The sequence below is a fragment of the Rhizobium sp. T1470 genome (assembly GCF_042140505.1).
Taxonomy (GTDB): domain Bacteria; phylum Pseudomonadota; class Alphaproteobacteria; order Rhizobiales; family Rhizobiaceae; genus Rhizobium; species Rhizobium favelukesii.
This window is the reverse complement of record NZ_CP148092.1, coordinates 1,428,581-1,453,372: the sequence shown is the minus strand read 5'-3', so window position 1 is coordinate 1,453,372 and position 24,792 is coordinate 1,428,581. Positions and strand designations below refer to the sequence as shown.

Annotated in this window: 22 protein-coding genes and 1 pseudogene; 14 read left to right on the top strand and 9 right to left on the bottom strand. The window is 58.8% G+C overall.

Annotated features, from left to right (window positions below):
• The first annotated feature begins 441 nt into the window (after nucleotides 1-441).
• On the top strand, nucleotides 442-1,335 hold the full coding sequence (locus WGT02_RS28230) for a LysR family transcriptional regulator (protein WP_208247737.1): 894 nt from the start codon (nucleotides 442-444) through the stop codon (nucleotides 1,333-1,335).
• On the opposite strand, the gene WGT02_RS28225 is transcribed toward WGT02_RS28230, so the two are convergent.
• The 3 genes from WGT02_RS28225 to WGT02_RS28215 form a co-directional block, all read right to left on the bottom strand.
• Nucleotides 1,332-1,883, bottom strand: coding sequence for a hypothetical protein (locus WGT02_RS28225; protein WP_225040069.1), 552 nt, complete (start codon nucleotides 1,881-1,883; stop codon nucleotides 1,332-1,334). The two genes, WGT02_RS28230 and WGT02_RS28225, sit on opposite strands and share 4 nt — an antisense overlap.
• 532 nt (nucleotides 1,884-2,415) lie before the next feature.
• Nucleotides 2,416-3,750: an ISNCY family transposase gene (locus WGT02_RS28220; protein WP_208246032.1), complete on the bottom strand. Its 1,335-nt coding sequence runs from the start codon at nucleotides 3,748-3,750 to the stop codon at nucleotides 2,416-2,418.
• Nucleotides 3,751-4,087: 337 nt separating this feature from the next.
• Complete coding sequence (locus tag WGT02_RS28215) at nucleotides 4,088-5,422, bottom strand: ISNCY family transposase (RefSeq protein ID WP_208246032.1); 1,335 nt, start codon at nucleotides 5,420-5,422, stop codon at nucleotides 4,088-4,090.
• 181 nt (nucleotides 5,423-5,603) lie between these two features.
• Here WGT02_RS28215 and WGT02_RS28210 point away from each other — a divergent pair, with 181 nt between their 5' ends.
• Nucleotides 5,604-6,416, top strand: a complete 813-nt coding sequence (locus WGT02_RS28210) for an N-acyl homoserine lactonase family protein (RefSeq protein WP_208247735.1) — start codon at nucleotides 5,604-5,606, stop codon at nucleotides 6,414-6,416.
• 28 nt (nucleotides 6,417-6,444) lie between these two features.
• Here WGT02_RS28210 and WGT02_RS28205 read toward each other — a convergent pair whose 3' ends face one another.
• Nucleotides 6,445-6,954 carry a substrate-binding domain-containing protein gene (locus WGT02_RS28205; RefSeq protein ID WP_208247733.1) on the bottom strand — a complete coding sequence of 170 codons (510 nt, stop codon included), beginning with the start codon at nucleotides 6,952-6,954 and terminating at the stop codon, nucleotides 6,445-6,447.
• Between the two features lie 51 nt (nucleotides 6,955-7,005).
• Here WGT02_RS28205 and istA point away from each other — a divergent pair, with 51 nt between their 5' ends.
• From istA to WGT02_RS28165, 8 genes and pseudogenes are all read left to right on the top strand, one after another.
• Nucleotides 7,006-8,526 carry an IS21 family transposase gene (gene istA, locus WGT02_RS28200; protein WP_208180357.1) on the top strand — a complete coding sequence of 507 codons (1,521 nt, stop codon included), beginning with the start codon at nucleotides 7,006-7,008 and terminating at the stop codon, nucleotides 8,524-8,526.
• Nucleotides 8,516-9,310: an IS21-like element helper ATPase IstB gene (istB, locus tag WGT02_RS28195; RefSeq protein ID WP_208245060.1), complete on the top strand. Its 795-nt coding sequence runs from the start codon at nucleotides 8,516-8,518 to the stop codon at nucleotides 9,308-9,310. Before istA ends, istB begins: the two co-directional genes overlap by 11 nt.
• A gap of 73 nt (nucleotides 9,311-9,383) precedes the next feature.
• A pseudogene (locus tag WGT02_RS28190) lies at nucleotides 9,384-9,788 on the top strand (isocitrate/isopropylmalate family dehydrogenase); the annotation flags it as partial.
• Nucleotides 9,789-9,813: 25 nt separating this feature from the next.
• A complete protein-coding gene (gene ltnD, locus WGT02_RS28185) occupies nucleotides 9,814-10,713 on the top strand; it encodes an L-threonate dehydrogenase (RefSeq protein ID WP_024318286.1) in 900 nt (299 codons plus the stop codon).
• Nucleotides 10,714-10,737: 24 nt separating this feature from the next.
• Nucleotides 10,738-12,006, top strand: a complete 1,269-nt coding sequence (gene otnK / locus WGT02_RS28180; RefSeq protein ID WP_208247731.1) for a 3-oxo-tetronate kinase — start codon at nucleotides 10,738-10,740, stop codon at nucleotides 12,004-12,006.
• Nucleotides 12,003-12,653: an aldolase gene (locus tag WGT02_RS28175; RefSeq protein ID WP_208247730.1), complete on the top strand. Its 651-nt coding sequence runs from the start codon at nucleotides 12,003-12,005 to the stop codon at nucleotides 12,651-12,653. Before otnK ends, WGT02_RS28175 begins: the two co-directional genes overlap by 4 nt.
• The gene (locus tag WGT02_RS28170; protein WP_029710429.1) at nucleotides 12,641-13,411 is read left to right on the top strand and encodes a hydroxypyruvate isomerase family protein; all 771 of its coding nucleotides are present in this window, start codon (nucleotides 12,641-12,643) and stop codon (nucleotides 13,409-13,411) included. The genes WGT02_RS28175 and WGT02_RS28170 overlap by 13 nt, the downstream gene beginning before the upstream one ends.
• A 28-nt stretch (nucleotides 13,412-13,439) precedes the next feature.
• Complete coding sequence (locus tag WGT02_RS28165; RefSeq protein WP_024318290.1) at nucleotides 13,440-14,354, top strand: NAD(P)-dependent oxidoreductase; 915 nt, start codon at nucleotides 13,440-13,442, stop codon at nucleotides 14,352-14,354.
• Nucleotides 14,355-14,381: 27 nt separating this feature from the next.
• On the opposite strand, the gene WGT02_RS28160 is transcribed toward WGT02_RS28165, so the two are convergent.
• From WGT02_RS28160 to irrA, 3 genes are all read right to left on the bottom strand, one after another.
• Complete coding sequence (locus tag WGT02_RS28160) at nucleotides 14,382-15,056, bottom strand: hypothetical protein (RefSeq protein ID WP_208247728.1); 675 nt, start codon at nucleotides 15,054-15,056, stop codon at nucleotides 14,382-14,384.
• A gap of 65 nt (nucleotides 15,057-15,121) precedes the next feature.
• Nucleotides 15,122-16,282, bottom strand: coding sequence for an arabinose transporter (locus WGT02_RS28155; protein ID WP_208247726.1), 1,161 nt, complete (start codon nucleotides 16,280-16,282; stop codon nucleotides 15,122-15,124).
• Between the two features lie 60 nt (nucleotides 16,283-16,342).
• The gene (irrA, locus tag WGT02_RS28150; RefSeq protein WP_024318293.1) at nucleotides 16,343-16,756 is read right to left on the bottom strand and encodes an iron response transcriptional regulator IrrA; all 414 of its coding nucleotides are present in this window, start codon (nucleotides 16,754-16,756) and stop codon (nucleotides 16,343-16,345) included.
• A gap of 363 nt (nucleotides 16,757-17,119) precedes the next feature.
• On the opposite strand from irrA, the gene WGT02_RS28145 reads away from it, so the two are divergent.
• Complete coding sequence (locus WGT02_RS28145; protein ID WP_024318294.1) at nucleotides 17,120-18,442, top strand: MFS transporter; 1,323 nt, start codon at nucleotides 17,120-17,122, stop codon at nucleotides 18,440-18,442.
• 400 nt (nucleotides 18,443-18,842) lie between these two features.
• Here WGT02_RS28145 and ltrA read toward each other — a convergent pair whose 3' ends face one another.
• Nucleotides 18,843-20,192: a group II intron reverse transcriptase/maturase gene (ltrA, locus tag WGT02_RS28140; RefSeq protein WP_341353377.1), complete on the bottom strand. Its 1,350-nt coding sequence runs from the start codon at nucleotides 20,190-20,192 to the stop codon at nucleotides 18,843-18,845.
• A 532-nt stretch (nucleotides 20,193-20,724) separates the two neighbouring features.
• Here ltrA and WGT02_RS28135 point away from each other — a divergent pair.
• Both WGT02_RS28135 and WGT02_RS28130 read left to right on the top strand, forming a co-directional pair.
• On the top strand, nucleotides 20,725-21,813 hold the full coding sequence (locus WGT02_RS28135) for an alpha/beta hydrolase (RefSeq protein ID WP_208247724.1): 1,089 nt from the start codon (nucleotides 20,725-20,727) through the stop codon (nucleotides 21,811-21,813).
• Between the two features lie 150 nt (nucleotides 21,814-21,963).
• Nucleotides 21,964-22,194 (top strand): hypothetical protein, encoded by a 231-nt coding sequence (locus tag WGT02_RS28130; protein WP_208247722.1) that lies wholly within the window; start codon nucleotides 21,964-21,966, stop codon nucleotides 22,192-22,194.
• Between the two features lie 208 nt (nucleotides 22,195-22,402).
• Here the strand turns inward: WGT02_RS28130 and WGT02_RS28125 are convergent, their stop codons facing one another.
• Complete coding sequence (locus WGT02_RS28125) at nucleotides 22,403-23,521, bottom strand: Gfo/Idh/MocA family protein (RefSeq protein ID WP_024318297.1); 1,119 nt, start codon at nucleotides 23,519-23,521, stop codon at nucleotides 22,403-22,405.
• On the opposite strand from WGT02_RS28125, the gene WGT02_RS28120 reads away from it, so the two are divergent.
• On the top strand, nucleotides 23,520-24,497 hold the full coding sequence (locus WGT02_RS28120) for a LysR family transcriptional regulator (protein ID WP_225040073.1): 978 nt from the start codon (nucleotides 23,520-23,522) through the stop codon (nucleotides 24,495-24,497). The two genes, WGT02_RS28125 and WGT02_RS28120, sit on opposite strands and share 2 nt — an antisense overlap.
• Nucleotides 24,498-24,792: the final 295 nt, after the last annotated feature.

The window sequence follows — 24,792 nt, the reverse complement described above, 5'->3', positions numbered from 1 at the left end:
TTCCCAGCCTGCTGCGGGCGGTGGCGGGTTACGGTCGATGGGGATGGGAACTGCCGAAGATTCCGCTCATAAGTCCGGCGATGGAATAATCGACATCAAGCCGATCCCAATGAGGGTCAGTGGCACGGAATTCCAGCAATAACCGCAGGTTATATCCGACCTTTCGACGGTATGTCTGGCTGGCTGGCAATCGACTATCTGAACAGATGCCGAGCGGTCAGCGGAGATTATCAATCGGAATCGCCTGTGGTTTGGCCGGAGATTTAGCTCGCCTAGAAATTCGTGCTGGCAAAGCGAAGACAACTGTCCCCGTGGCATTTGTACAAGAGTGTATGGACCGAACGTCCAATCGGCTATCACATAGGCGTGAGATCATTTGAATAGTCCTATTAAACGAAGATCACTAATAATCTTATTCCTCGACATGAGAAGGATTCATTAGTGGCCCGCGAGTCTATCAACGATCTGACTGCCTTCACCGAGGTCGCGCGCGAATGCAGCTTCACGCGCGCCGCCGCCAAGATGGGCGTTTCGCAGTCCGCACTGAGTCACACCATTCGACAATTGGAAGCTAGACTCGGTGTCCGCCTCCTGACACGAACCACTCGTGCGGTTTCCTTGACTGCGGCTGGGGAGCGGTTGCTCGACGGGATCGGACCCCATATCGACGAGATAAGCGCTCATATCGAAGCCTTGAGTGCACTCAAGGATAAGCCTGCGGGAACAATCCGCATATCTGCCGCAGACTACGCGATCAGCCATGTCCTCTGGCCGAAGCTCCGAAAATTTCTCCCACAATACCCCGACATCACAGTCGAACTCATCCTCGACAACGGCCTGACGGATATCGTTACCGAGCGTTACGACGCCGGCGTGCGTATGGGCGAGCACCTTGCCAAGGACATGATTTCAGCCCGGATCGGGCCGGACTTCAGCTTGGCCGTTGTCGGGTGCCCCTCGTACTTTGCCGAGCACGGCGTGCCCGCTCACCCTAAGGATCTCGTCGCTCATACCTGTATTAACTTCAGGCTTCCGAGTTCGGGAGGACTTTACGTTTGGGAATTCGAGGAGAAGGGACAGGAAATCAGGATACGAGTTGACGGACAACTTGTGTTCAACAATACGTTCAACGCGCTCGAGGCCACGCTCGACGGGTTCGGACTGTCCTACATCCCGCTCGAGATCGCCAAGCCGTATGTCGAGGACGGGCGATTGCAGCACGTACTCCAAGAATTCTCCCCGCCATGGGACGGCTACTATCTTTATTATCCAAGCCGACGTCAGTCTTCGCCCGCATTCGCGGCCCTGCTCGAAGCTCTAAGACATCGAAGCTAGCCTTTCCTCACTTCGCCCCCGCGGATTGCCCGGTCGAGCCTACTGCGCCGGGCCTTTCGCCGCCACATCACCAGGAACACGTGGGTCAGTATCGCTGGCATTAGGAACACCGAAAGCCAATGCCCAAAAAACGGCGCGACCGACGCGGTGAAATCCCAGAATTCGAAGCTGTAGTTGAATGTCAGCTTTGTCCAAACGCCAAGCGTCTGGTCCGAGGAGCCCTCGCCTACTTTCTGGGCGACGAGATAGCGATGCAGAACGTCGCTTTGGTAGTCCACCAAGACGACGTGTGTTCCGACCGCGACGGGCTCTCCCGCCTTGATCGCTCTAAGGGCTTGAGGTGTGGTGAGCATATGTTCTCGGGTCACACCTCGACGAACCGTTGTATAGTGAACGAGCTGATCCAAGGGCGGGAAGGTAACCGTATTTGCAGCGGCTAAAGCTGTTTTCGACTGACCGAGCCCTTGGCTGTAAAAATACCCACCGCTGAGGACGGCGAAACCAGCGGTTAGCACGAAACCAAAACTACCGTAGTATTTGCGAAACATAGCACAATCCTATTCGCCTATGCCGGTCCTCCCGTCGGCTAAGCTGTGTTTAATGCGGCCTTCTCCGAAGTATCCGGGCCAAGACGCTGCAACGGTAACAGCGCCAATGCGACCCGATTAGTGGCGGGTCACCGTTTGACGTTATGAGAAATTCTCATAAATGGACGTTGGGACGTGCGATGCCACACGGGAGGAAGTCGTGCCCACATCTCGCGATTCAACCAGCGGGGAAGGCGACTGTGGCTCTCGTAAAAGCACTTTTCATTCGATGGTATAACTTGTTGCTATAGGGGACAGCAGCCGCACGCCAATCCTCCGCTCCACGATCTCTATCTAGTCTAGTGCCCGTCCATAAACGGCTGTTTTTCTGCGGTTTTGAAAGGTTGTTTGCCGGCTGACATCGTTTCTTGGGACGCGTGATGGCACAAGACCGCGCAGGTTATGGCCCGAAGAGCGATCTGGCGGCAATGGGGTCATGGGGTATCGGCCGACGCTCGCCGGGCTTGCTCTGAACGCTACCGGATCAGGAGCGTCAGGTCGGCCTGAGGCGGGCGAAGAGGGCGAGATTGTAAGCGACCACCGAGGACCAGACATAAGCCTTAAAGTGGTCGAGGCCGCGCCAGGTGCAGCGCCCCAAGCCATAAGCGCGTTTCAGACAAGAGATGCCGGCCTCGATGCCGGCGCGGAAGTTGCGCAGCCTGCGATAGACCCAGCGGCTTGTGACCATGTCTTCGATGCGGAGGCCGGACTTCTTGTGGAAGGCCATGTCGCGGACGCCGCAGGCTTTGGCTCCGCGCAGATTGGCGCGGCTGGCATAGCCGCCGTCGGCTGCCGACTGACGCGGCGCCTGGCCATAAAAGGCGATGTGGCGTTCCAGCATCGGCAGCAAGCGCTCGCTGTCGGCCGGGTTGCCGGTTTCGACGACGAGGTCGAGGACCAGTCCGCTTCTGCCGGTCGTCAGATTGAGTTTGTGGCCGTAGTCGACGTCGCGGCTGCCCTTGACGATGATGTCGGCATGCGGCTCGAACAGGCTCACCAGCTTCTCGCCGGCCGGGACCGGCTGCCCGGCCAGGACCCGCCGTTCGGTCTGGGCGAGGATCCGTGCGATCAGTGGCCGGTAGTGGCGGAGCTGGGCCTGCCACAGTTCGCCGGCCGGGCCCGCCGTCTGGGGCAACTGTTCGCTCGCCTGCTGCAGATAACTCAAGGTCGTGCGCGTGATCTTGAGCAGTGCGCGGTAGTGCTTCACCCGTTTGGGACGGCCGCGGGTATATTCGATCGCCCGAGCCCGCTTCTTTGCCGCGCGGCGATGGTCGTGCCATGGAATGGCGCTACCCAGTGCCTCGGCCTGCTGCAACAGTCGCACCATCACCCGCACGGCGTCCCATAACAGGCTGCTGTCGCTCGGCTCATGGATCAGTGCCGCGGTGACGGTGCTGTCCACACGCACGACCTTGCCATTTTCCAGCTTCTCCCGCTTGGCGCTCGCCAGCAGCACCCGGTTGATCTCTTCAAAGGTTTGCGCCCGGATCGCGCTGATCGTCTTGTGCAAGACCGACTTCTTCGGGTTCCATCCCCACGGCAGCCGGGCAAAGGCCCGGAACGAGGCGGAGTCTTCGAGATGGAAGGCCAGTTCCTGATAACTCAGCTGGCGATGCTGCTTGAGCAGCGCGCAGCGCAGCACAGCCTCGGCCGGCAGCCCCTCGCGACCGGTCTCCTTGAGACCATGCCGGCGCAGGTCCCGCGTCACCAGCCCGAGCAGATCGCGATGCTCATCCAGCCATTGCGACATCGCCTTCAATTCACGGCCGATCTCGTGCCCGGCAAAAAGATCGAATATACTGGATTGGACGGTGCGTTCTTGGCGCATTGTCGGCTCCGGCGGTTACGGGTTTGTCTTTAGAATCAGTCGCTTGATCTAAAGTATACCTGAAACCGCCGGGCTTTGCCCGCGGCAATATCGCGATTCATACAATAATTTCAGCGGTTTACCGTTTGTGGATGGGCACTAGTCTAGTGCCCGTCCATAAACGCCTGTTTTTCTGGGGTTTTCAAGGTTGCTTGTCCACTGAAGGATGTTTGTTGGGACGGGTGATGGCACAGAACCCTGCAGGTTATGGCGCGAAGCGCGATCTGGTGGCAATGGGGTCATGAGGTATCGGCCACCGCTCGCCGGGTGTGCTCTGAACGCTGCCGGATGAGGGGTGTCAGGTCGGCCTGAGGCGGGCGAAGAGGGCGAGATTGTAAGCGACCACCGAGGACCAGACATAAGCCTTAAAGTGGTCGAGGCCGCGCCAGGTGCAGCGCCCCAAGCCATAAGCGCGTTTCAGACAAGAGATGCCGGCCTCGATGCCGGCGCGGAAGTTGCGCAGCCTGCGATAGACCCAGCGGCTTGTGACCATGTCTTCGATGCGGAGGCCGGACTTCTTGTGGAAGGCCATGTCGCGGACGCCGCAGGCTTTGGCTCCGCGCAGATTGGCGCGGCTGGCATAGCCGCCGTCGGCTGCCGACTGACGCGGCGCCTGGCCATAAAAGGCGATGTGGCGTTCCAGCATCGGCAGCAAGCGCTCGCTGTCGGCCGGGTTGCCGGTTTCGACGACGAGGTCGAGGACCAGTCCGCTTCTGCCGGTCGTCAGATTGAGTTTGTGGCCGTAGTCGACGTCGCGGCTGCCCTTGACGATGATGTCGGCATGCGGCTCGAACAGGCTCACCAGCTTCTCGCCGGCCGGGACCGGCTGCCCGGCCAGGACCCGCCGTTCGGTCTGGGCGAGGATCCGTGCGATCAGTGGCCGGTAGTGGCGGAGCTGGGCCTGCCACAGTTCGCCGGCCGGGCCCGCCGTCTGGGGCAACTGTTCGCTCGCCTGCTGCAGATAACTCAAGGTCGTGCGCGTGATCTTGAGCAGTGCGCGGTAGTGCTTCACCCGTTTGGGACGGCCGCGGGTATATTCGATCGCCCGAGCCCGCTTCTTTGCCGCGCGGCGATGGTCGTGCCATGGAATGGCGCTACCCAGTGCCTCGGCCTGCTGCAACAGTCGCACCATCACCCGCACGGCGTCCCATAACAGGCTGCTGTCGCTCGGCTCATGGATCAGTGCCGCGGTGACGGTGCTGTCCACACGCACGACCTTGCCATTTTCCAGCTTCTCCCGCTTGGCGCTCGCCAGCAGCACCCGGTTGATCTCTTCAAAGGTTTGCGCCCGGATCGCGCTGATCGTCTTGTGCAAGACCGACTTCTTCGGGTTCCATCCCCACGGCAGCCGGGCAAAGGCCCGGAACGAGGCGGAGTCTTCGAGATGGAAGGCCAGTTCCTGATAACTCAGCTGGCGATGCTGCTTGAGCAGCGCGCAGCGCAGCACAGCCTCGGCCGGCAGCCCCTCGCGACCGGTCTCCTTGAGACCATGCCGGCGCAGGTCCCGCGTCACCAGCCCGAGCAGATCGCGATGCTCATCCAGCCATTGCGACATCGCCTTCAATTCACGGCCGATCTCGTGCCCGGCAAAAAGATCGAATATACTGGATTGGACGGTGCGTTCTTGGCGCATTGTCGGCTCCGGCGGTTACGGGTTTGTCTTTAGAATCAGTCGCTTGATCTAAAGTATACCTGAAACCGCCGGGCTTTGCCCGCGGAGATATCGCGATTCCTACAATAATTTCAGCAGTTTACCGTTTATGGACGGGCACTAGTCTAGACTGCGGCGACGGTCTGACTCTGGGAGGATACTGATGATTCCGTTCGAACTATTCGCTGTCCGCTATGCTTACAACGGCCCCAGGTCGCGGAACCAAAACGAACTCGGCGGCAAGGTGAACGAGCCCCACTCCGCACTTGATTACTATTTCTGGATAGCGAGGCGTTCCGATCGAGTGTTCATGATTGACACCGGCATGTCAGAGGAGACGGCACTCCGTCGCGGCGAAACATACTACCGCGTACCAGCCGACACGTTGGAGTTGCTGGGTCTCGACGCGTCAAAGGTCGAGGACATCATTCTTACCCACGTCCATTACGACCATGCGGGTATGCTGGATCGATATCCGCGTGCACAGTTCCATGTCCAGGACACTGAAATGTCCTACGCAACGGGGCGCTGTATGTGTTCGAACCTACTCCGCAGAGGATATGAAGTCGATGACGTGACCCATCTTATTCGGTGCGTTTACGGCAACAAAGTCACGTTTCACAACGAAACCGTCGAGATAGCGGACGGCCTCTCGGTGCACAAAGTGGGAGGGCATACAGGCGGCCTTCAAGTTGTTCGGGTTTGGACCCAGCGTGGATGGGTCGTATTAGCGTCCGATGCTTCGCACCTTTACTGCAATATGGTGAAGGGCACCGTCTTCCCGTCCATCTATCGAGTCGACGAAATGATGGAAGCCTATCGCATCTTAAACCGGTTGTCGGGAGGTTCTTGGGATCGCGTTATACCCGGGCATGACCCTCTGGTGATGGAGCTATATCCCGCGCCAAGCACCGAACTAAAGGGCATTGTCGCCCGCCTGGATACAGAACCCCTCGCCCCGCTTCCATCCTTTTAACTTGCGTCGGATTGCGTCCCACTCTGGTCTAGCCCTTGTATCGAGATGTTGATCGACGTGGAATAAGTGTCGGTGTGGCAATTCGCACCTCAAAATCGCCATCGCTCCCAGGGGAATTCAGAAGTTCGATTGCGGCCATGGCGATCTGGTCAAAGGGCACCCTCACCGTCGTTAGTGGTGTCGGAAGATGCCGCACAACTGGAATGTCGTTGTACCCTACAACGGAAATATCATCTGGTGCATTGATACCGAGGGACGATAGCTTTGAAATCGCACCAATGGCGATATTGTCGTTAACCGCGAATATCGCCGTTGGCCGTTGCTTGAGCCCCGCGAGCAGCGAAGCGGCCCGAGCGCCCGCCTCCAGATCAAAATCCGTTTCTATGACCCAGTCCTCGTTAACAGGTACGAGAGCTTCGTTCAGTGCTCGCCGAAAGCCGACCTGACGTGCGACTGCGCTGGAGGCAAAAGGCCGCTGTTGGTTTCCACGCAGAACTGAGCCGGTTAGGCGCATAATTTCCATTGAGAATTGAGCCATGTGAACCTTCCCCCCAACGCGGTGAGCGACGGGGGCCACGGAGTGATCCACATGGGACTTTTAAACATCATCCGTCGGATGGCGCTGCGCGAGAAGCAGTCGATCCGCGAGATCAGCCGGCGCACTGGGCTGTCACGCAACACGATCGCGAAGTATTTGAGCGCTGGTACGATCGAGCCGACGTTCACGGTACCGGAACGTCCGAGCAAGCTCGATCCTTTTGCCGACAAACTTGCTGGCTGGCTGAAGACCGAGGCCGGGAGGTCGCGCAAGCAGCGCCGAACGCTGAAGCAGCTTCATGCGGATCTGGTGGTTCTCGGCTTTACCGGCTCCTATGGTCGGGTCGCCGCGTTCGCCCGCGACTGGCGGGCTGAGCAGCTGACAGCGGGCCGCGGCATATTCGTTCCGCTGTCTTTCCGCCCAGGCGAGGCATTCCAGTTCGATTGGAGTGAGGACTATGCCGTGATCGGCGGCGAGCGCACGAAGCTTCAGGTCGCACATATCAAGTTGTCGCACAGTCGGGCCTTTCTGGTCAGGGCCTACCTGCTGCAAACGCACGAGATGCTCTTCGACGCCCACTGGCACGGCTTCCGTGTGTTCGGCGGCGTACCTGGTCGCGGCATCTACGATAACATGAAGACGGCGGTCGATCGTGTCGGTCGCGGCAAAGAGCGGCAGGTCAACATCCGTTTCCTCGCGATGACGAACCACTACGTCTTTGCGCCAGAGTTCTGCAATCCCTCTGCCGGCTGGGAGAAGGGGCAGGTCGAGAAGAACGTCCAGGATGCTCGCCCACGACTGTGGCAACAGATGCCTGACTTCCCGGATTTGGCGGTATTGAATGCTTGGCTGGAACAGCATTGCCAGGACCTGTGGCGGGAGACGGCGCATGGCACCTTGCCCGGCACAATCGCAGATGTTTGGGCTGATGAGCGGGCAGCATTAATGGCACTGCCACCCGCATTTGACGGCTTCGTTGAGCAGAGCAAGCGCGTCTCACCGACATGCCTGATCACCTTCGAGCGCAATCGTTACAGTGTGCCAGCATCGTTTGCGAACCGGCCTGTCAGCCTGCGCATTTATCCCGAGAGACTGGTCGTTGCGGCCGAGGGCAATATCCTATGCGAGCATGAGCGGGTCATTGAGCGGAGCCACGATAAGCCGCCACGAACGATTTACGACTGGCGACATTACCTTGCCGTCATCCAGCGCAAACCCGGTGCCTTGCGCAATGGTGCGCCCTTCCTGGAATTGCCGCTGGCCTTCAGACAGTTGCAAGATCAGATGCTTCGCCGCCCCGGCGGTGATCGTGAGATGGCCGACATCCTCGCTCTGGTGCTTCATCACGACGAACAGGTCGTCGTCAGGGCCGTGGAACTGGCTCTGGATCAAGGCGTGGCGACCAAAACGCATGTGTTGAACCTGCTGCATCGGCTGATTGATGGCAAGACGACCGACGGTCCCGACATCGATACGCCACAGGCACTGACCCTGCTGCGCGAACCCAAGGCCAATGTAGAACGCTACGATGGCTTGCGGGTCCGGATCGTAGGAGGTCGTCATGCGTCATGACCCCGCAAGTGCTGCCGTCGTCATCATGCTGCGTAGCCTGAAGATGTATGGCATGGCCCAGGCCGTCACGGACCTGATCGAGCAAGGTGCTCCCGCCTTCGATGCGGCCGTGCCAATCTTGTCCCAGTTGCTGAAAGCCGAGATGGCCGAGCGTGAGGTCCGCTCGATTGCCTATCACATGAAGGCTGCTCGCTTCCCAGCCTACAAAGACATCTCCGGATACGACTTCGCCGCCAGCGAGATCAACGAGGCCACCGTGCGCCAACTGCACCGATGCGAGTTCATGGATGGGGCGCAGAACGTTGTCCTTATCGGTGGCCCTGGCACTGGAAAAACGCATGTCGCGACCGCTCTTGGAATCCAAGCCATCGAGCATCATCGCCGAAAGGTCCGCTTCTTCTCGACCATCGAACTGGTCAATGCTCTCGAGCAGGAGAAGGCTAAAGGCAAGGCGGGCCAGATCGCGGAGACCTTGGTCCGCCTCGATCTGCTCATCCTGGACGAGTTGGGATACCTGCCGTTCAGCGCCTCAGGCGGAGCACTACTCTTCCACCTGTTAAGCAAGCTCTACGAGCGGACCAGCGTCGTGATTACCACCAACCTCAGCTTCAGCGAGTGGGCAACCGTCTTCGGCGACGCCAAGATGACGACCGCTCTGCTCGATCGTTTGACCCACCGTTGCCATATCCTGGAAACCGGTAACGACAGCTTCCGCTTCAAAGCCAGCTCGGCTGCCGCAGCACAGAAGAAAGGAGAAAAAGCCAATCCCTTGACCAAATCCTGATCAGAAAACCATACTTAGAGGTGGCTCACTTCTTGGTGGAAAAACCGGCTCAGTTCCGCGTGGAAACCAACACATGACTGTCCGGATGACGCTTCACCCGGAAACCCTGGATACCGTCGTAGCAACCAACCTGCACGCAGACATTCTGTCAGATCTGGCGGGCGCGCTCGCCGGAAGCCTTGGCGTAGCCCCGACGGCGAATATCGACCCCGAACGACGCTTTCCTTCGATGTTCGAACCCATCCACGGATCGGCATTCGACATTACGGGCAAAGGCATCGCCAATCCCGTCGCGGCCTTTTGGACAGCATGTCAAATGCTCGACCACCTCGGTGAAACGGATGCCTCAATCCGCTTGATGAAGGCGATCGAAACCGTGTGTTCGGCAGGAATTTCCACGCCCGACGTCGGCGGTACCGCGACAACGCGGGAAGTTACCGACGCGGTGATCAACGCAATCTTTGGATCCAACACCTGATCGTTGGAACGTATGGAGCAGTAAAATGAAAGTTGGCGTTTTTGGACTGGGATCGATGGGGTACGGAATGGCTTCCTCCCTCGTTCGCGCTGGTCATGAGGTCTTCGGCGCGGACGTGAACCATGAGGCGGTGAAGCGACTTCACGCCAATGGCGGCTCGACGACCGAGCTTGGGGCTGCAGCTCGCGAACTCGATGCTGTCGTGGTCGTGGTCCTGAACTCCGCGCAAACCGAGGAAGTGCTCTTCGGTAAGGACGGGATCGTTTCGAAGCTATCCCCAGGTGCAGTGGTCACCATGTGCGTAACGGTCGCTCCCGAGTATGCGCGCAAGGCCGCAGAACGCTGTTCTGCCTTGGGCATCCATTTCCTGGACGCTCCGATCTCCGGTGGATCGGTAAAGGCCGCCAACGGCAAGCTTTCAATAATGGCTTCCGGCACACCCGAGGCGTTCTCTCGCGCCCGGCCGGCCCTGGACGCCATGGCTGAGAAGGTTTTTGAACTTGGCGACGCCGCCGGCGCTGGCTCGGCAATCAAGGCCGTTAACCAGATGCTTGCCGGGACACATATCGCGGCAATGGCTGAGGCCATTACCTTCGGCATTACCCAGGGCATCGATCCCGAGACCTTCCTCAAGGTTATCCCTCAGTGCGCCGGGACGAGCTGGATGCTCGAAAATCGCGCACCGCACGTGGCTGCAGGTGACTACACGCCTCATTCAGCCATCGACATCTGGCCCAAGGACCTCGGAATTGTGCTCGACGTGGCTCGCGCCTCGAAATTCTCCGCACCTCTTACGGCAGCAGCCCTACAGCAGTTCGTCGCGGCCTCCGGAATGGGCCTCGGCCGCGAAGACGACGCTGCGGTAGCAAAGATTTACGCACGAAACGCAGGGATCGAACTGCCTGGCGTTAAGTCCGGATCGTGATCCAAATCCGGTAGGAATAGACAAATGGCAACGTTCTTTGGCGCAATCGCCGACGACTTCACCGGTGCAACTGATTTGGCTGGGCTGCTCGCTAGATCGGGCGTCCCCGTCTCCCTGCGTATGGGAGTTCCGACGGAGCCGCCGCAGAATACAGCACCGTTGGAAATTATCGCTCTAAAGTGCCGAACAAGCCCGGTGCAAGAAGCCGTTCAGGAAACCCAAGCGGCTCTCGAATGGCTGAAAGCCGCGGGTGCTCAGCGGTTCTTCTGGAAGTATTGCTCCACCTTCGATTCCACGGCCAAGGGCAATATCGGTCCTGTAGCAGAGAACCTGATGGCGACACTCGGCGTCAATCAGACCATCTATTGCCCGGCCTTCCCAGAGAACGGCCGCGCGATCTTCATGGGCAATCTCTTTGTCGGTGAACAACCGCTGTCAGAGAGCCCGATGAAGGATCATCCGCTCACGCCGATGCGAGACTCCAATCTCACGCGTCTGCTCGCTCCCCAGGTCACAAAGCCGGTCGGACTTGCCAACCGGCTGACTGTTGCAAAAGGCGCTGCAGCGCTTGGAGAACGGTTGGCCGAGCTAGCCGCGAACGGCGTCGCCCATGTCGTGGTCGATGCTGTCGCCAACGACGACCTCGACGTCATTGCGGAAGCCTGCCAGGACATGACACTCCTGACTGGCGGCAGCGCCGTGGCGATGCCCCTACCCGAGCTATGGGCAAACCAAGGACTTCTCGAGAAATCGACGCCTTCAGATGTCCCCTCGTACGATCCCGGCCCAGCCATCGTTCTGTCCGGCAGTTGCTCGTCGATGACGAATAAACAGGTAGCCGATTTTCTGGAAAAGGGCGGACCAAGCTTCAGACTTGATCCCTTGGAGATCGCCGAGACAGGAAACGATAAGGTACTCAACTGGCTGGCTTCACAAGACTCATCGGCCACTCCCCTAATCTACGCAACGGCCGCGCCCGACGCCGTGCGCGCGGCGCAGGATCGTCTCGGCGTTGAGCGGGCCGGGTCCCTGATTGAAGACACGTTGGCTGCCTGTGCGCAGGAAGCCCGAGACAGCGGTTACCGCCGCTTTGTCGTCGCGGGCGGGGAAACTTCGGGAGCTGTGACGAAGGCACTGGGCGTCACCCGCCTCAACATCGGAGCCGAGATCGCCCCGGGCGTCCCATGGTGTTTTGCGTCCTCGCACAACGCAAGGATCGCAATCACGCTCAAGTCGGGCAATTTTGGCAACGAGCAATTCTTCTCGAAGGCCTTTGAGGTTCTCGAGCCATGAGCGATGAAGCACGCTTGCGTGAACAGATCTGCGACCTCGCGAAGTCCCTGTTCGACCGCGGCCTGACGCACGGGTCGACAGGCAACGTTTCCGCCCGGACCTCCGACGGCGGCCTGCTGGTGTCCCCGACAGGGACGAGCTTCGGCCGCCTTGACCCTTCGCGGTTGAGCCGGTTCGACAGCGAGGGCCGGCATGTCAGCGGTGACAAGCCGACCAAAGAGATGCCTCTCCATAGCGCGTTCTATGACACCAGGAGTCAGGCCGGTGCTGTCGTTCACCTGCACTCGTGCCACGCGGTTGCCTGGTCAATGATGCCGGATGTCAACGAGGACGACTTTCTTCCTCCGTTAACTCCGTACGCAATCATGCAGCTCGGCCGCGTGAAGCTCCTGCCCTTCTTCCGGCCAGGCGATCCGGCGATGGGTGAAGCAGTCCGCGGGCTGGCCGGCAAGCGAACTGCGGTGATGCTGGCTAACCATGGGCCCGTAGTGGCGGGAAAAGACGTGGAGGCCGCGTGTAACGCCATCGAAGAGCTGGAGGCAACAGCCCGCCTCGCCATGCTGACATGCGGATGCCGTCCGCGCCAACTCAAGGCGGAAGAGATTCTAGACGTCGTAACGACCTTCAACGTGGAGTGGGAAGCGTGAAATTCTCAGCTAACTTAGGCTTCCTTTGGAACGACCGTCCCCTGCCCGCAGCCATCAAGGCTGCGAAGGAGGCAGGCTTCGATGCAGTAGAGTGCCACTGGCCTTACGCCGTCCCCGCTTCGGAAACAAAAGCGGCGTTGGACGAAACGGGCCTCAAGATGCTCGGTTTGAATACCGTCCGTGGTAACGTCACGATTGGCGAGAACGGTTTGTCCGCGCTTCCCGGAAGAGAAGAGGAAGCGCGCGCGGCGATCGACCAAGCTATTCAGTACGCGACCGAGATTTCGGCTGGAGCAATCCACGTAATGGCAGGCAACTCGAGCGGCCCGCGAGCACGCAAGGCCTTCATCGAGAACCTTGTGAATGCATGCGACAATGCCGGATCGGACATTACGATCTTGATCGAGCCCCTCAATCACTACAACGCGCCAGGGTATTTCCTAAGCACCGTGGAACAGGCCGCTGATATCATCCGCGAGGTGGCAAAACCGAACCTCAAACTGATGTTCGACTTCTACCACGTCCAGATCATGGGTGGCGACGTCACGCGTCGCTTCGAAGCTGCATTGCCTCATATCGGCCACGTACAGATCGCCTCGGTTCCGGACCGCGGGAGCCCTGACCACGGTGAGCTGGACTACTCGTTCACGCTTCGACGCGTGCGCGAACTCGGCTGGGCACAGCCGATCGGTGCCGAGTATTTGCCCGCGAACGGTGCGGTTCCCGACCTGGCCTGGCTTGCATCATTCAAAGACTGAAAACGGAATTCCAGGAGAGGAGAAATCCATGAGTAACAAACCGGTCATCGGCTTCATCGGCGTCGGCATGATGGGCCACGGGATGGCGAAGAACATTCGGAGCAAGGGCTACGAGCTTTGGTTCCTGGACCAGCGCCCGATGCCCACCCTCCTTGAGATCGGTGCGAAAAGCGCTGCGAGCCCCAAGGACATGGCAGAGAAGTGCGACATTATTCACATCTGCCTCCAGAATTCGGGACAGGTCGAGAAGGTCGTCAAAGGCAGCGACGGCATCATTGCGGGCGCGCGTCCCGGTCTGATCGTGATCGACACTTCTACGTCGGACCCCTCGTCCACCCTCCTGCTTGCACAGGAAATGGAAGTAGCGGGGGCGACGCTGATCGACGCCTCACTAGGGCGAACGCCTAAGGAGGCCGAGGAAGGCACTCTTGATGCCATGGTCGCTGGCGACGACGAGGTCTTCGAGCGTGTGAAGCCTGTGATCGAATGCTGGGCCGGCCGCGTCATCCGGGTGGGTGCTGTTGGAAACGGACACAAAATGAAATTGCTGATGAACTTCATCGGCATGAGCTACGGCGCACTGTACGCCGAAGCCGTTGTACTTGGTGCAAAGATCGGCATTACGCCCCAGGCAATACGCGACGTCATTACAGGAAGCAGAATGGACAGTGGGTTCTTCGGCACGTTCATGAAGTACGTGGTGGAGCGCGACCGTGACGCCCACAAGTTCATGATCTCCTACGCAGCCAAGGACCTGCGCTACGTCAACAACATGGCGGCCGATTCCAAGGTGACAAGCATTATGGCTTCGGCAGCGGTCCAGTACTACACACACGCCGAGGCGATCGGGCACGGTAATGACTTCGTGCCGATGCTGAGCGATCTGGTCGGCAAGCTCAATGGTGTCGATATGGAAGACGAGGTTCGCAAGGGAACCCGCTGAGGCGGGTTCGGTGCGAGAACGACCGGCTCAAATCTCAATTCTAGGGTACGCCTCAAGGCTCGGCCCTGTCTTAATCTGTAGTTTTGCGAGTGGAAAGCGCTCAGCTATGGCTTCCTGCAATTGGAGAAAAAGCTCGATTGATGCGTCATAGACCCGCACTGAACTCTTGAGCAGGCCAGGGCGCTCAGCAACCTTTGCATCTCGTTCAACTTTACAGCCGAGTTTCTCATCTTCGTAGATCTCTGAAATACGGCTATTTATCGCGTAAACGTGGCTTCGGAGCCTAATGAAATACGGTAGAATCTCGCTGGGTATCCGAACTGTATCCGACATCGCCCTTACCATTTCGGTAGTTCGGTCGCCTTGAAGAGCATAGGCCTTTTTATCGTGCCTAGGCGTCGACGCGGTGTCCAGTCGCTCGCTCACCGTCTGAAGTGCTGCGTGCGCCAACATGTGCGTGGCGCGTGTGAACTCGTTCAAGTCGTTGGCCGCGGCAACTTGCTGACTTTGTTGCTGATCAGCTGCCACGGCAAAGCCGGCCACAATCGCAGCTATTGCGCCAACAGCCTGGACCCAGCCTGACAACTCCGCTTTGTAGTACCATTCGAGCGCACGACCCAAAAGCACTGCAATGACCATAATGCCGATGAAGGCCCCCACGGCAAAGGAATAGGTTTTGAAACAACTTGGTTTAGAAGACATTTGTCCCTCGTTGTAGAGCAGTGTCACAAGGTTAAACGTCACCAGGCTTGCCCGAAGCCGATGAGCTAGGCTCGTCGAATAATTGACACGGCGACGAGAGTTGAGAGAGAAACCAGACCCGCCGACGCCACGAATATTGCCGGCAGCCCAGCAGCATCGCCAACCAGACCTAGTGCTGGGCCGCTGACTGCAAGCGCGACGTCGAGGCACGCCGAGTATAGCCCCATTGCCATTCCGCGGCTTTCAGGCGGAGCGGCTCGTACGACCGCTATGCCGAACCCCGGGAAGACCAGCGAATAGCCGAAGCCGACCAACGCAGCCCCCGCTAGCGCGATCGTCGAATAACTCGCCAAGCCCATGGTCAGCAAGCCAACTGCTTCCACGATCGCGAAAACCAGCGCTGTTATGGGTCCGCCGAGCCGATCGGGGACGTGACCAAGCAGAATCCGACTTGCGACCAACGCCGTGGCGAAACAGGTCACGGCCAGCCATCCGTCGGCCCACTGGCGATGAAGGAACAAGAGGCTGGAAAATGCCAAGATACTTCCGTAGCCGAGGCTAGCGAAGGCGGAACCAAGCCCGGGGAGCCAAACCGCCTTGATGACGCTGAGCCTCGATGCGGAGGCCGTCGACCGACCTGGTACGGGTGCAAGGGGTGCCACCAGCAATGCCATTACCAGCGGCAGTAGGATCGTCGCAGCGGCGATCGCCGCAAATCCCTCTAGGGCAAATAGGGCGCTGCCGACGGGCGCTCCCGCGGCCAAGGCTCCGAACATCGCAGTACCGATCCAAGCTATTACTTTCCCGGAGTGCTGAGGACCCACTGTGGCCAGTCCCCACGCCACCGATCCTGTGATGATCAGGCTTTCGCCTGCTCCGAGGACCCCTCGCCCCGCTACAAGGATCGACGCGGACAACGTGGGATTTCCAACCGCCAGCAACGATACAAAGTAGAACGCGCCCGCGATCGCGGCCAGAGCAAGCCCGACGGTCACCGCCTTCTTGGGGCCTTTGCGGTCGGCAAAATCACCAGCCCACAGCCTGGTTATCAGGGAGGAAAAGAACTGGCTGCCGGTAATCAGACCAATGACGAATGTGCCAAATCCGAGGTCTCTGCTCACGTGAATTGGCAGGACAGGCATCCCCATGCCTGCGATTAGAAATCCGACAAAAACAACCGCCATCTTGGGAGCAAGCGTGACGAAGACATTTACGCGAACTCTCAAGGTTCGGCTCCAAACAATCTAGGTGGTTGGTGAGTGAAAGAACCTCCTCGAGGCCAGCGATTAGCCGCCGATGGCGCGAAGCCTTATGACGACATCGACGTTCGCGATTTCGAAGCCGTCTGGAGGCACGGGGATATTGCAGAGGGATATGTTGTCGCTGTCGATGTCGTGGATCTCACCTTTGCCTTCGACGTAGAAGTGGTGATGGTCAGCGGCGTTGGTATCGAACCAGGTGCGTGTACCCTCCACCGCAAGAACCCGGATCAATCCAGCATCAGTGAAATCGTTCAGCGCATTGTAGACTGTGGCTACCGACAGGGTGACGCCACCCGCAACAGCCTCTGCGTGAAGGTCTTCCACAGTCACATGGCGATGTCCGTTCGCGAAAAGAAGCCTATACAGCGCGATCCGCTGTTCAGTCGGCCGCAAACCCGCGTCTCGCAGGTCTTTGGCTATCGATGATCTGCGTTCCATTATTATCTTCCAGAATCCACTCGGGAATCTTTCTAACAGAAATTCCGACCGCGAAACCTGGAACGAGGTGCCTCGACGACGCCCGGTATAACATAAAGCTATAGGTGAAGCCGCGTTTGCTCAGGTTCAGCACCCGCGCCTCATTGCTGCCGCACGTGCCACCCGAAGCGTTGAGTATATCGTCGCCACCATCAATGGGGCCAATATTCACTTATAGGCTGAGATTATATCCTCGATCGCCGCGGGGTTTGCCCAACTACCTAGGTTTCGTATGAAGACATGGATTCTCGTGCCAGCCATCCAGGCTGCACGGGATCGGTTGCAGTGGAGGCTGCACCCGTCTGGGCAAATTGGAGGAGATCAATGAGCCAGAATGAATCCAAGCGGCGGCTTGGTGCCGGTGCGATCGGCAATTTCGGGGAAATCTACGATTTCGCGGTATTCGGATTTTCCGTCCCCATTCTATCGCAGCACTTCTTCCCGAAAAGCGACCCTACTGCAGCCTTGTTGAGCACTTTCGCAGTGTATGCAGTCGCGTTTTTTGCTCGCCCAGTTGGCGGTCTGGTGTTCGGTTACCTAGCTGACCGCATCGGTCGCGTGAAGGTGCTCGCCATCACAATTTGGCTCATGGCGGCGGGCACCGCGGTAATCGGCTTGTTGCCGACATACGCTTCGGTCGGCGTCTTAGCGCCGGCACTCCTGGTCCTTTGCCGACTAGCTCAGGGGTTCGCACTCGGTGGAGAGACGACGGGGAGCACTAGCTACATCCTGGAGTCGGCTCCTGACAACCGCCGTGGATGGTGGGTCGGCATCGTTTGGTTCTTCGCGCATATCCCGAATGCCCTCGTCGCCTTGATGCTGGCCGGTCTTCAGTTCGTGGCGGGCGAGGATATGTATGGTGATTGGCTTTGGCGTATTCCCTTTATCATGGGCGGTCTGATCGGTGTGATCGGCTTCTGGTTGCGCCGTAGCCTGGACGATCCAGAGGAATACAAGGCAGCCCGCCGCGAGAAGAAGGACACGAACACCTTCCGCTCGATGGCCCGTACCGGCGGATACAAGCCGATTCTCTACGTCTTGATGGTTCAACCCGTACAAACCGTGGGGTCCTACCTTCTCCTCGGGTTCATGTATTCATTCCTGGTCAAGGAAGCTCACTTACACCCGACTGATGCCCTGATGACAAATGCGGCAGCGATCTTGGTGCTTTCGGCCATGATTCCAGCTTCAGGCCGCCTGAGCGATCGGATCGGACGCAAGAAGGTTTTCACGCTTGGAGCCCTATGGATTCTCATGGCCGCCTACCCCGCGGTCATGCTGGCTTCGACGGGCAATCTCGCAAACGCGTTCATCGGTCAGTTGCTGCTGGCTATCGGTATTGGGATCTACAACGGTGCAGCCTTTCCAGCGGCAGCCGAGTTTTTCCCGACCTCCTACCGTGCGACTGGCCATGCGATCGCCTACCAGCTGGCTGTCGCCATCTTCGGCGGCACCACGCCATTGATCGCCACCTGGTTGGTCAGCAGCACTGGCTCGGCGCTCGCACCCGGTCTTTACGTGACCGCAATCGCACTCGTCGGGTTGGTGCTAGTGCAGTTCGTTCCTGAAACTAAGGGCATTCGCCTCCGCACTGCTGCTGCATCAGAAGACGAGGCGTCGGGTCTCGTGCCGGCGGCCTCGCGATGACGGTCTAAAGGCGTCCCAGCGGACGCCGCGGCAATTCTCTTGCGGGCGACGATACTGTCGCCCGCAAGACCTTTCACTAACTGGGTGGAAGGTTTGGGTCCATGAAGTGCCGTTCTGAAGTGGCGGAACTGACCGGCTCCGATCGAGATTCGATACCTAGCAATGCGACCGACCCATTGCTCGCCTCGGGACGACTCCCTTGCGATCAGTCGCCGCGCGATCAGTTCGCACTTCTCATCTTCGATTGATGAAAATCTCTCATTATAACAAGCGAAACTCCGGGTCTAATCCGAGCAACCGACGTCCATTACATCTCACTGGGTCACCGGAGGCAGTCACCCGCCCCCGGTTCCCACAGAACGTAGCGTGCGGATTTCCCGCACTACGCTCTTCGGCAGCTTCACAGCACCGCGAGTGCTTGCAGCTTCCCGTAAGGAAGCCGCAGCTTGGGTCGCAGCAGCGGGTTCCGTTCTTTGATCTGGTTGAAAGTGTCCCATGTGAGGCGGCCACCATCTCGGCTGCGGCTGCGTAACATTCGGCACCAGTACCGTTCCGTGGCCCGATACACCTTGAGCAGCGACCGAAGGTTTCCGGCGATGCCATAATAGGCGTAGTGGCCACGAAGAGCAGCGTTGATTTCGCTGACCTGGTCCCTGATGACGTAATGTCGAACTTGCCGCATCAGCTCCTGCAGAGACGAGAGACTACGTCGAAGCCGAGACTTCTCCGTGCGCATCCCGACCTTGAAGTTACCCTTTTGGTTCCGCGAGCAGTACAGCGTCATGCCCAGAAAGTAGATCGTCTCCGGGCGATTTCTGCCGCGTTTGCTCGCATCTCTCTGAGCAAACCGACCAAACTCGACCAACTTGGTCTTGCTCGGCTCAAGAGTGAGGCCAAACTTCCCCAAACGATGACGGAGAGCGTCCTCGACGCGGAGCGCATCCGATTGATGTTGGAAACAGATCACGAAGTCGTCGATATAACGCACCAGCCGGGCTTCGCCCTTGAGCTGGACCTTCACCACGCGCTCGAACCAGAGGTCGAGCACATAATGGAGATAAACGTTGCTCAGCAAAACGCTGATCGACCCTCCTTGAGGAGTTCCTTCATCACTCGGGTGGACAGCCCCGTCCTCAAGGACGCCTGCTTTCAGCCAGCGCCTGATCAAGCTGATCACGCGCGGATCCCCGACTCGATGCTCGACAAACCGGAGCAGCCACTCATGCGACAGACTCCCAAAATAGTCCTTCAAGTCCGCCTCCAGCACCCAGCTCGTCCGGCCGCCGCAGATTGCCTCGTTGAGGGTCGACAGGGCATGATGAGCGCTAAGATGCGGCCTGCCGCCGAACGAGCAGGGCAAGAAGTCCTGCTCGTAGATCGCCGACAGCACCGCAGCTGTGCTGCGCTGAAGCGCCCGGTCCGAAACAGTTGGCACCCCGAGCGGGCGCTTCTCCGTCTTGCCGGGCTTGGGGATGTAAACGCGCCGCACTGCCGGCGCGCGATATCCCTGGCGGTGAATGGATTGGAGCATCGGCTCTATCCATTCTCCAAAGCTCTCCTTCGCCGCCTTCACCGTCTGACCATCCACCCCGGCGGCCGAGCGCTGCGGAATCCTCAACAGATTCCTCTGCACCCGTTCGCGCGTGATGTGATGGGCAAGCGACGTAAAGCGGAGTTTCGGCTCACACCGAGCTTTCGCTGCTATATGTTCAAGTCCCGTTTCCATGGTCAGCTGATCTTCCCTTTGCATGAAAGGCCGTGTCTCCCGTTGAATGGAGCCCATGTTGCCCAAAAACATTTCAACTACCGCTGACCGCTTCCCCATGTGGCCGGCTCTCCCGACCTCGGAGTACTATCAGTCAGTCTGACTTCCACCCGGTCATCAGCCCCTTCTCGCCTCATCGGCTTGGCAGGTCCTACAAGCTTGCGCTTGAACCGGTTGGATCTCCCTTGTTCACGTCAAATCCTTCGATTGCATGCTGGCGGTACGAACCCCGGGAGCACCTTGGACCACTCGCAAAGACGCGGCCTGCGATTCCGCCTTCCCCTTTGAGAGACAGGGTCGGCTACTCCGATCACGTTCGATTTCGGGGCTATCTATCCGTTCACGTATGTTCCGGCCTACAATCTCCTTGTCTACGCTTCGCAGCGGCCGTTACCGGACACCACGCAAGACTCAGTACACGGCTGCTCGCTAGGCTTTGCCGTGGCCGTCATCTCAGACGGCTGAATTCAACGCGCTTGCAAGGCGCAACTCCCGTTAAACCAAACTGGAGATCGAGATGAGCACCCCAAACGAAACCGTCAATCACGAAGAGCTAGACGAAGGTCGCCGCACCCTGCTGAAGCTGGCCGGTGTTGGAGTCGCAGCGCTCGGCGTCGCATCGGTTGCTGGTGCACCGGTGTTCGCCCAAGGTGAAGCTGAATGGGACAAGGTCTTCCCAAAGAGCGAAAAGGTTGACCACGAGAAGGTTAGCTTCAAGAACCGCTACGGCATCACCTTGTCGGCTGATCTCTATCTCCCCAATAACCGTCCCGACAGCCAACTTGCCGCAATCGTTGTAAGCGGCCCCTTCGGAGCCGTGAAGGAACAGTCTTCAGGCCTGTACGCACAGACTATGGCTGAGCGCGGTTTCGTGACGCTTGCTTTCGACCCCTCTTACACCGGAGAAAGCAGCGGTGAGCCGCGGAACGTTGCCTCTCCTGACATCAACACCGAAGACTTCAGCGCCGCCGTGGACTTCATCGGTCTTCGCCCGGAAGTCGATCGCGAGCGTATCGGCGTGATCGGCGTCTGCGGTTGGGGCGGAATGGCATTGAATGCCGTAGCCATCGACAAGCGCGTCAAGGCCGTGGTGGCCAGCACCATGTACAATATGACCCGCGTGATGTCCAAGGGCTACAACGACAGCGTGACGCTTGAACAGCGCACCAAGGCGCTGGAGCAGCTTAGCCTGCAGCGTTGGGCGGATGCCGAGAAAGGCGCACCTGCTTATCAGCCACCATACAACGTGCTGAAAGGTGGCGAAGCCCAGTTCTTGATCGACTACCATGATTACTACAGCACACCGCGCGGATATCATAAGCGCGCTGTGAACTCGGGCAACGCTTGGACGCAGACCACGCCACTGTCTTTCATGAACATGCCGATCCTGACCTATATCGCGGAGATTTCCCCGCGCCCAGTCCTGTTCATTCATGGTGAGAAGGCCCACTCTCGCTACTTCAGCGAAACTGCCTTTGCCGCTGCCGCCGAGCCCAAGGAACTGATGATCATCCCGGGAGCCAACCACACCGACCTCTACGATAAGGTCGACGTGATCCCGTTTGACAAGCTGCAGTCGTTCTTCGACCAGCATCTCAGCGTCTAACAGTGGGCGAATACGATCAACCTACCGGGTGGGTGTCCACTCTCATCCGGTAGGTGCTGATTGGCCGCGCCGCTTACAGGGGCCGGCTCAGTGACCGTCTGAAAGACATGAGTAAGTCTTGTTCAGATCGGCAACTATGGGACCATCGAGATGACGATAGTCCGCCGGCCCGGTATCTTCGCCGGAGAACGGCTGGTGCCACGAGCGATCCTTGCCAACATGGGCGTGACCATACGGGAAATCGCCGAACTGATCGCCGGTTATGTCGATCACCCAATCGCCCTGCTCAAGCCACACATGGGTATCATCGCCACGCTTGCCCGACATCCGTTGGAACGTCCCGTGGTCCCTCTCCCGGAGAAATCTGGCGAGCAGCAATGACGCGTCGTCGCAGGCACCTCGAGGGAAGTGTTGAAAGCTTACCATGAGCCTAGAACGGTCGGACCGAGCGATCATATCTCGAAAGAGCGCGCAATCAGCATAAAGATCATTCATTCGCAACCTCCATCCCCGGCTGTCGCAATGTATCCCTCAAGAACGGCCACATGCACGTCAGCTGTAGACGGCCGTCCGACAAAGCCTTCTTCGTTCAAGTTAGCACGACGCGATGTCCGCCTTCGGCTGCTCTCTCGATCGCGTCAATAACCCGATGCACTGCGACCGCATCCTCAAAGCTTGGCGCAGTATGAGTGCCTTCGCGCAAATCCTGGGCCATCTTGGCATAGAGGCGTGCGACATTCCCAGGCTCGGCATCCTCCGGCCAACCAGTCCGGTATGATGAGGGAATATCAATCGCATGGAATGCTGTGTCCCCGCCGCGCGCACCCATCAGTGAAAGATGCACCATTTGCACGTGGCCGGACGAGCCAGAGACCCGTATGTCGCCCTCGGTCCCGTGGATTTCCCAAAACAATCCATCGCCGTCCCGCGCCGCGCCGCCGCGGTAATGGATGGAAATGGGTGCGCCGCTGGACAAAACCCCGCTCACCAGCACCTGGTCAGGTGCCAATACAGGGAGCTTTTCACCGGTATCGTTTGCTGTCGCCGTGGGTCTACGTGTCGCTGTTATAGCAGAGACTTCCACGACCTCGCCTAATACATCCCTTAGCGCGGCCAGCGTATGCCCCACTGGGATTGTCAGCATAGTTGCACCATTGGCGCGGTCCAGCAAATATCCGTAGGTCTTCGCGTCAGGAATGGTGCCGCCGCCCAGTGCAGTCCCGCCTCGCGCGACCAAGGTCGTCGACAGCACCTCGCCGACAAAGCCGTCGAGGATCAGATGTCTCAGATACTCGATCTCTGGCGCGAAACGCGCTTGGGTTCCCACCACGCCCAGGACCCCTCTTGCCTTGACAAGCGCAGCCATTTCGCGGGCTTCCGCCAATCCATTGCCGAGCGGCCATTCGCAATAGACATGTTTGCCAGCTTCGATCGCGGCCTTCACGATTTCGAAGTGCGGGGGTACCTTCACCGCGACAGTGACAATGTCGACCTCGGGCGATGTGATCAACTCGGCAACGCCAGCGAAGGCTTTCGACACGCCCATCTCGGCTGCAGCTGCTTGGGCACTGGCCTTGCTGGTATTGGCGATCCCTACGATCTCGAATGAGTCGGCGAGAGTGCGCAATGCGGGAATATGGGCGCGCGCAGCCCAGCTCCTTCCAGGTTGCACGCCAACGATGCCGATCTTGAAGGGTTGTCCGGTCATGATGTTCACTTTCCATGCGATGAAACTTGACGTCCCGGAAAGTACATGGGCGCGTTCCATGCGAAAATTCGGTATGTGTGCCAGCCATCTTGGAGATTTTGCACCGATGATTGACTGGGAAGACGTTCGCCATTTCCTCGCCGTTGCTCAAAGCGGCACGCTGTCTGGCGCTGCCCGCAGCCTCAAGGTGGATCACGCGACTGTAAGCAGACGACTTGCTGCGTTAGAGGCTGAACTTGACGCGAAACTGGTAGATCGCCTGCCGCGCTCCTGTCGTCTCACCAGCTTGGGCAGGCAGGTGTTCGAGCGGGCCATCGAGATGGAGGCTTCAGCCTATGGCATCGTTCGCCTTGCGAAGGCAGATCACGCTCCGCTTGTCGGCCGGATCACGCTGAGCGCGCCGCCAGTGCTCGTAACCCATCTTCTAACCGAACGGTTGACACGGTTCAGGGAGAGCTATCCCGAGATCCGGCTGTCGCTCTCCGCGCAAGCGCAACGGGTTTCACTGAGCCGTCGGGAGGCTGATGTCGCTGTACGGTTCGTGAGGCCGGATGAAACCAGTAGCGTGACACGGAAGATCGGCACAATGGCCTTTGGCCTCTATGCGCACCGTTCCTATGCCCATCTGGCCGCACCCCAACGCTGGGAGTTCATAGGGTGGGACCAAACTTTTGCCGATACGCCGGCCCAATCGTGGCTGCTCGGAATTGCTGGCCGACGCCCAGTCGTTTGCGAACTGACTTACTCAAGCGAACACCTGATCGCGGTGCGGGCCGGAGTGGGCGTAGCAGGTTTGCCTTGTTTTATGGGTGAACGCGATCGTGATCTCGTTCGGATTGACGAGCGTGCACCATACTTCGCACGCGACATATGGCTCGTGGTTCACAGCGACTTGCATAAAACTCCTGCGGTCCGGGCAGTTATGGACTTCGTGGTGGACGTCGTCTCCGAATGTCCGAGCCTGGCTATCCAATAGGATTCCATTACGAGCGAACAAAGAGGCCGGTAAATGAACTGCAAGCGACAACGATCGGTCGTATGATGGCCGTGTCGGTACTAACCCTGTCCCATGATCGATGGGAGCCAGGGATGTCTCAAAAGCCCACTTCTCCTGGAAGGCCCAACCGCGGCGCAGTCCTTGACTATGGCGATGTCGGAGCGCTGACGGACTTCCATTGGATCAATCCCTAAGCGCAGAGCATCAGGAACGACATGAAGAGCTGCGACGCAACACAAACGCAGCTCCTCATTGTTACGTGTCTCTGGGCCCC

What these genes read in the sequence shown, in the direction of transcription:
- ltnD (WP_024318286.1), top strand. Translation starts at nt 9,814, where the DNA reads ATGAAAGTTGGCGTTTTTGGACTGGGATCGATGGGGTACGGAATGGCT.
- WGT02_RS28210 (WP_208247735.1), top strand. Translation starts at nt 5,604, where the DNA reads ATGATTCCGTTCGAACTATTCGCTGTCCGCTATGCTTACAACGGCCCC.
- WGT02_RS28120 (WP_225040073.1), top strand. Translation starts at nt 23,520, where the DNA reads ATGATGTTCACTTTCCATGCGATGAAACTTGACGTCCCGGAAAGTACA.
- istB (WP_208245060.1), top strand. Translation starts at nt 8,516, where the DNA reads ATGCGTCATGACCCCGCAAGTGCTGCCGTCGTCATCATGCTGCGTAGC.
- ltrA (WP_341353377.1), bottom strand. Translation starts at nt 20,192, where the DNA reads ATGCAAAGGGAAGATCAGCTGACCATGGAAACGGGACTTGAACATATA.
- istA (WP_208180357.1), top strand. Translation starts at nt 7,006, where the DNA reads ATGGGACTTTTAAACATCATCCGTCGGATGGCGCTGCGCGAGAAGCAG.
- WGT02_RS28175 (WP_208247730.1), top strand. Translation starts at nt 12,003, where the DNA reads ATGAGCGATGAAGCACGCTTGCGTGAACAGATCTGCGACCTCGCGAAG.
- WGT02_RS28220 (WP_208246032.1), bottom strand. Translation starts at nt 3,750, where the DNA reads ATGCGCCAAGAACGCACCGTCCAATCCAGTATATTCGATCTTTTTGCC.
- WGT02_RS28130 (WP_208247722.1), top strand. Translation starts at nt 21,964, where the DNA reads ATGACGATAGTCCGCCGGCCCGGTATCTTCGCCGGAGAACGGCTGGTG.
- WGT02_RS28165 (WP_024318290.1), top strand. Translation starts at nt 13,440, where the DNA reads ATGAGTAACAAACCGGTCATCGGCTTCATCGGCGTCGGCATGATGGGC.
- WGT02_RS28225 (WP_225040069.1), bottom strand. Translation starts at nt 1,883, where the DNA reads ATGTTTCGCAAATACTACGGTAGTTTTGGTTTCGTGCTAACCGCTGGT.
- WGT02_RS28135 (WP_208247724.1), top strand. Translation starts at nt 20,725, where the DNA reads ATGAGCACCCCAAACGAAACCGTCAATCACGAAGAGCTAGACGAAGGT.
- WGT02_RS28125 (WP_024318297.1), bottom strand. Translation starts at nt 23,521, where the DNA reads ATGACCGGACAACCCTTCAAGATCGGCATCGTTGGCGTGCAACCTGGA.
- WGT02_RS28205 (WP_208247733.1), bottom strand. Translation starts at nt 6,954, where the DNA reads ATGGCTCAATTCTCAATGGAAATTATGCGCCTAACCGGCTCAGTTCTG.
- WGT02_RS28215 (WP_208246032.1), bottom strand. Translation starts at nt 5,422, where the DNA reads ATGCGCCAAGAACGCACCGTCCAATCCAGTATATTCGATCTTTTTGCC.
- otnK (WP_208247731.1), top strand. Translation starts at nt 10,738, where the DNA reads ATGGCAACGTTCTTTGGCGCAATCGCCGACGACTTCACCGGTGCAACT.
- irrA (WP_024318293.1), bottom strand. Translation starts at nt 16,756, where the DNA reads ATGGAACGCAGATCATCGATAGCCAAAGACCTGCGAGACGCGGGTTTG.
- WGT02_RS28160 (WP_208247728.1), bottom strand. Translation starts at nt 15,056, where the DNA reads ATGTCTTCTAAACCAAGTTGTTTCAAAACCTATTCCTTTGCCGTGGGG.
- WGT02_RS28145 (WP_024318294.1), top strand. Translation starts at nt 17,120, where the DNA reads ATGAGCCAGAATGAATCCAAGCGGCGGCTTGGTGCCGGTGCGATCGGC.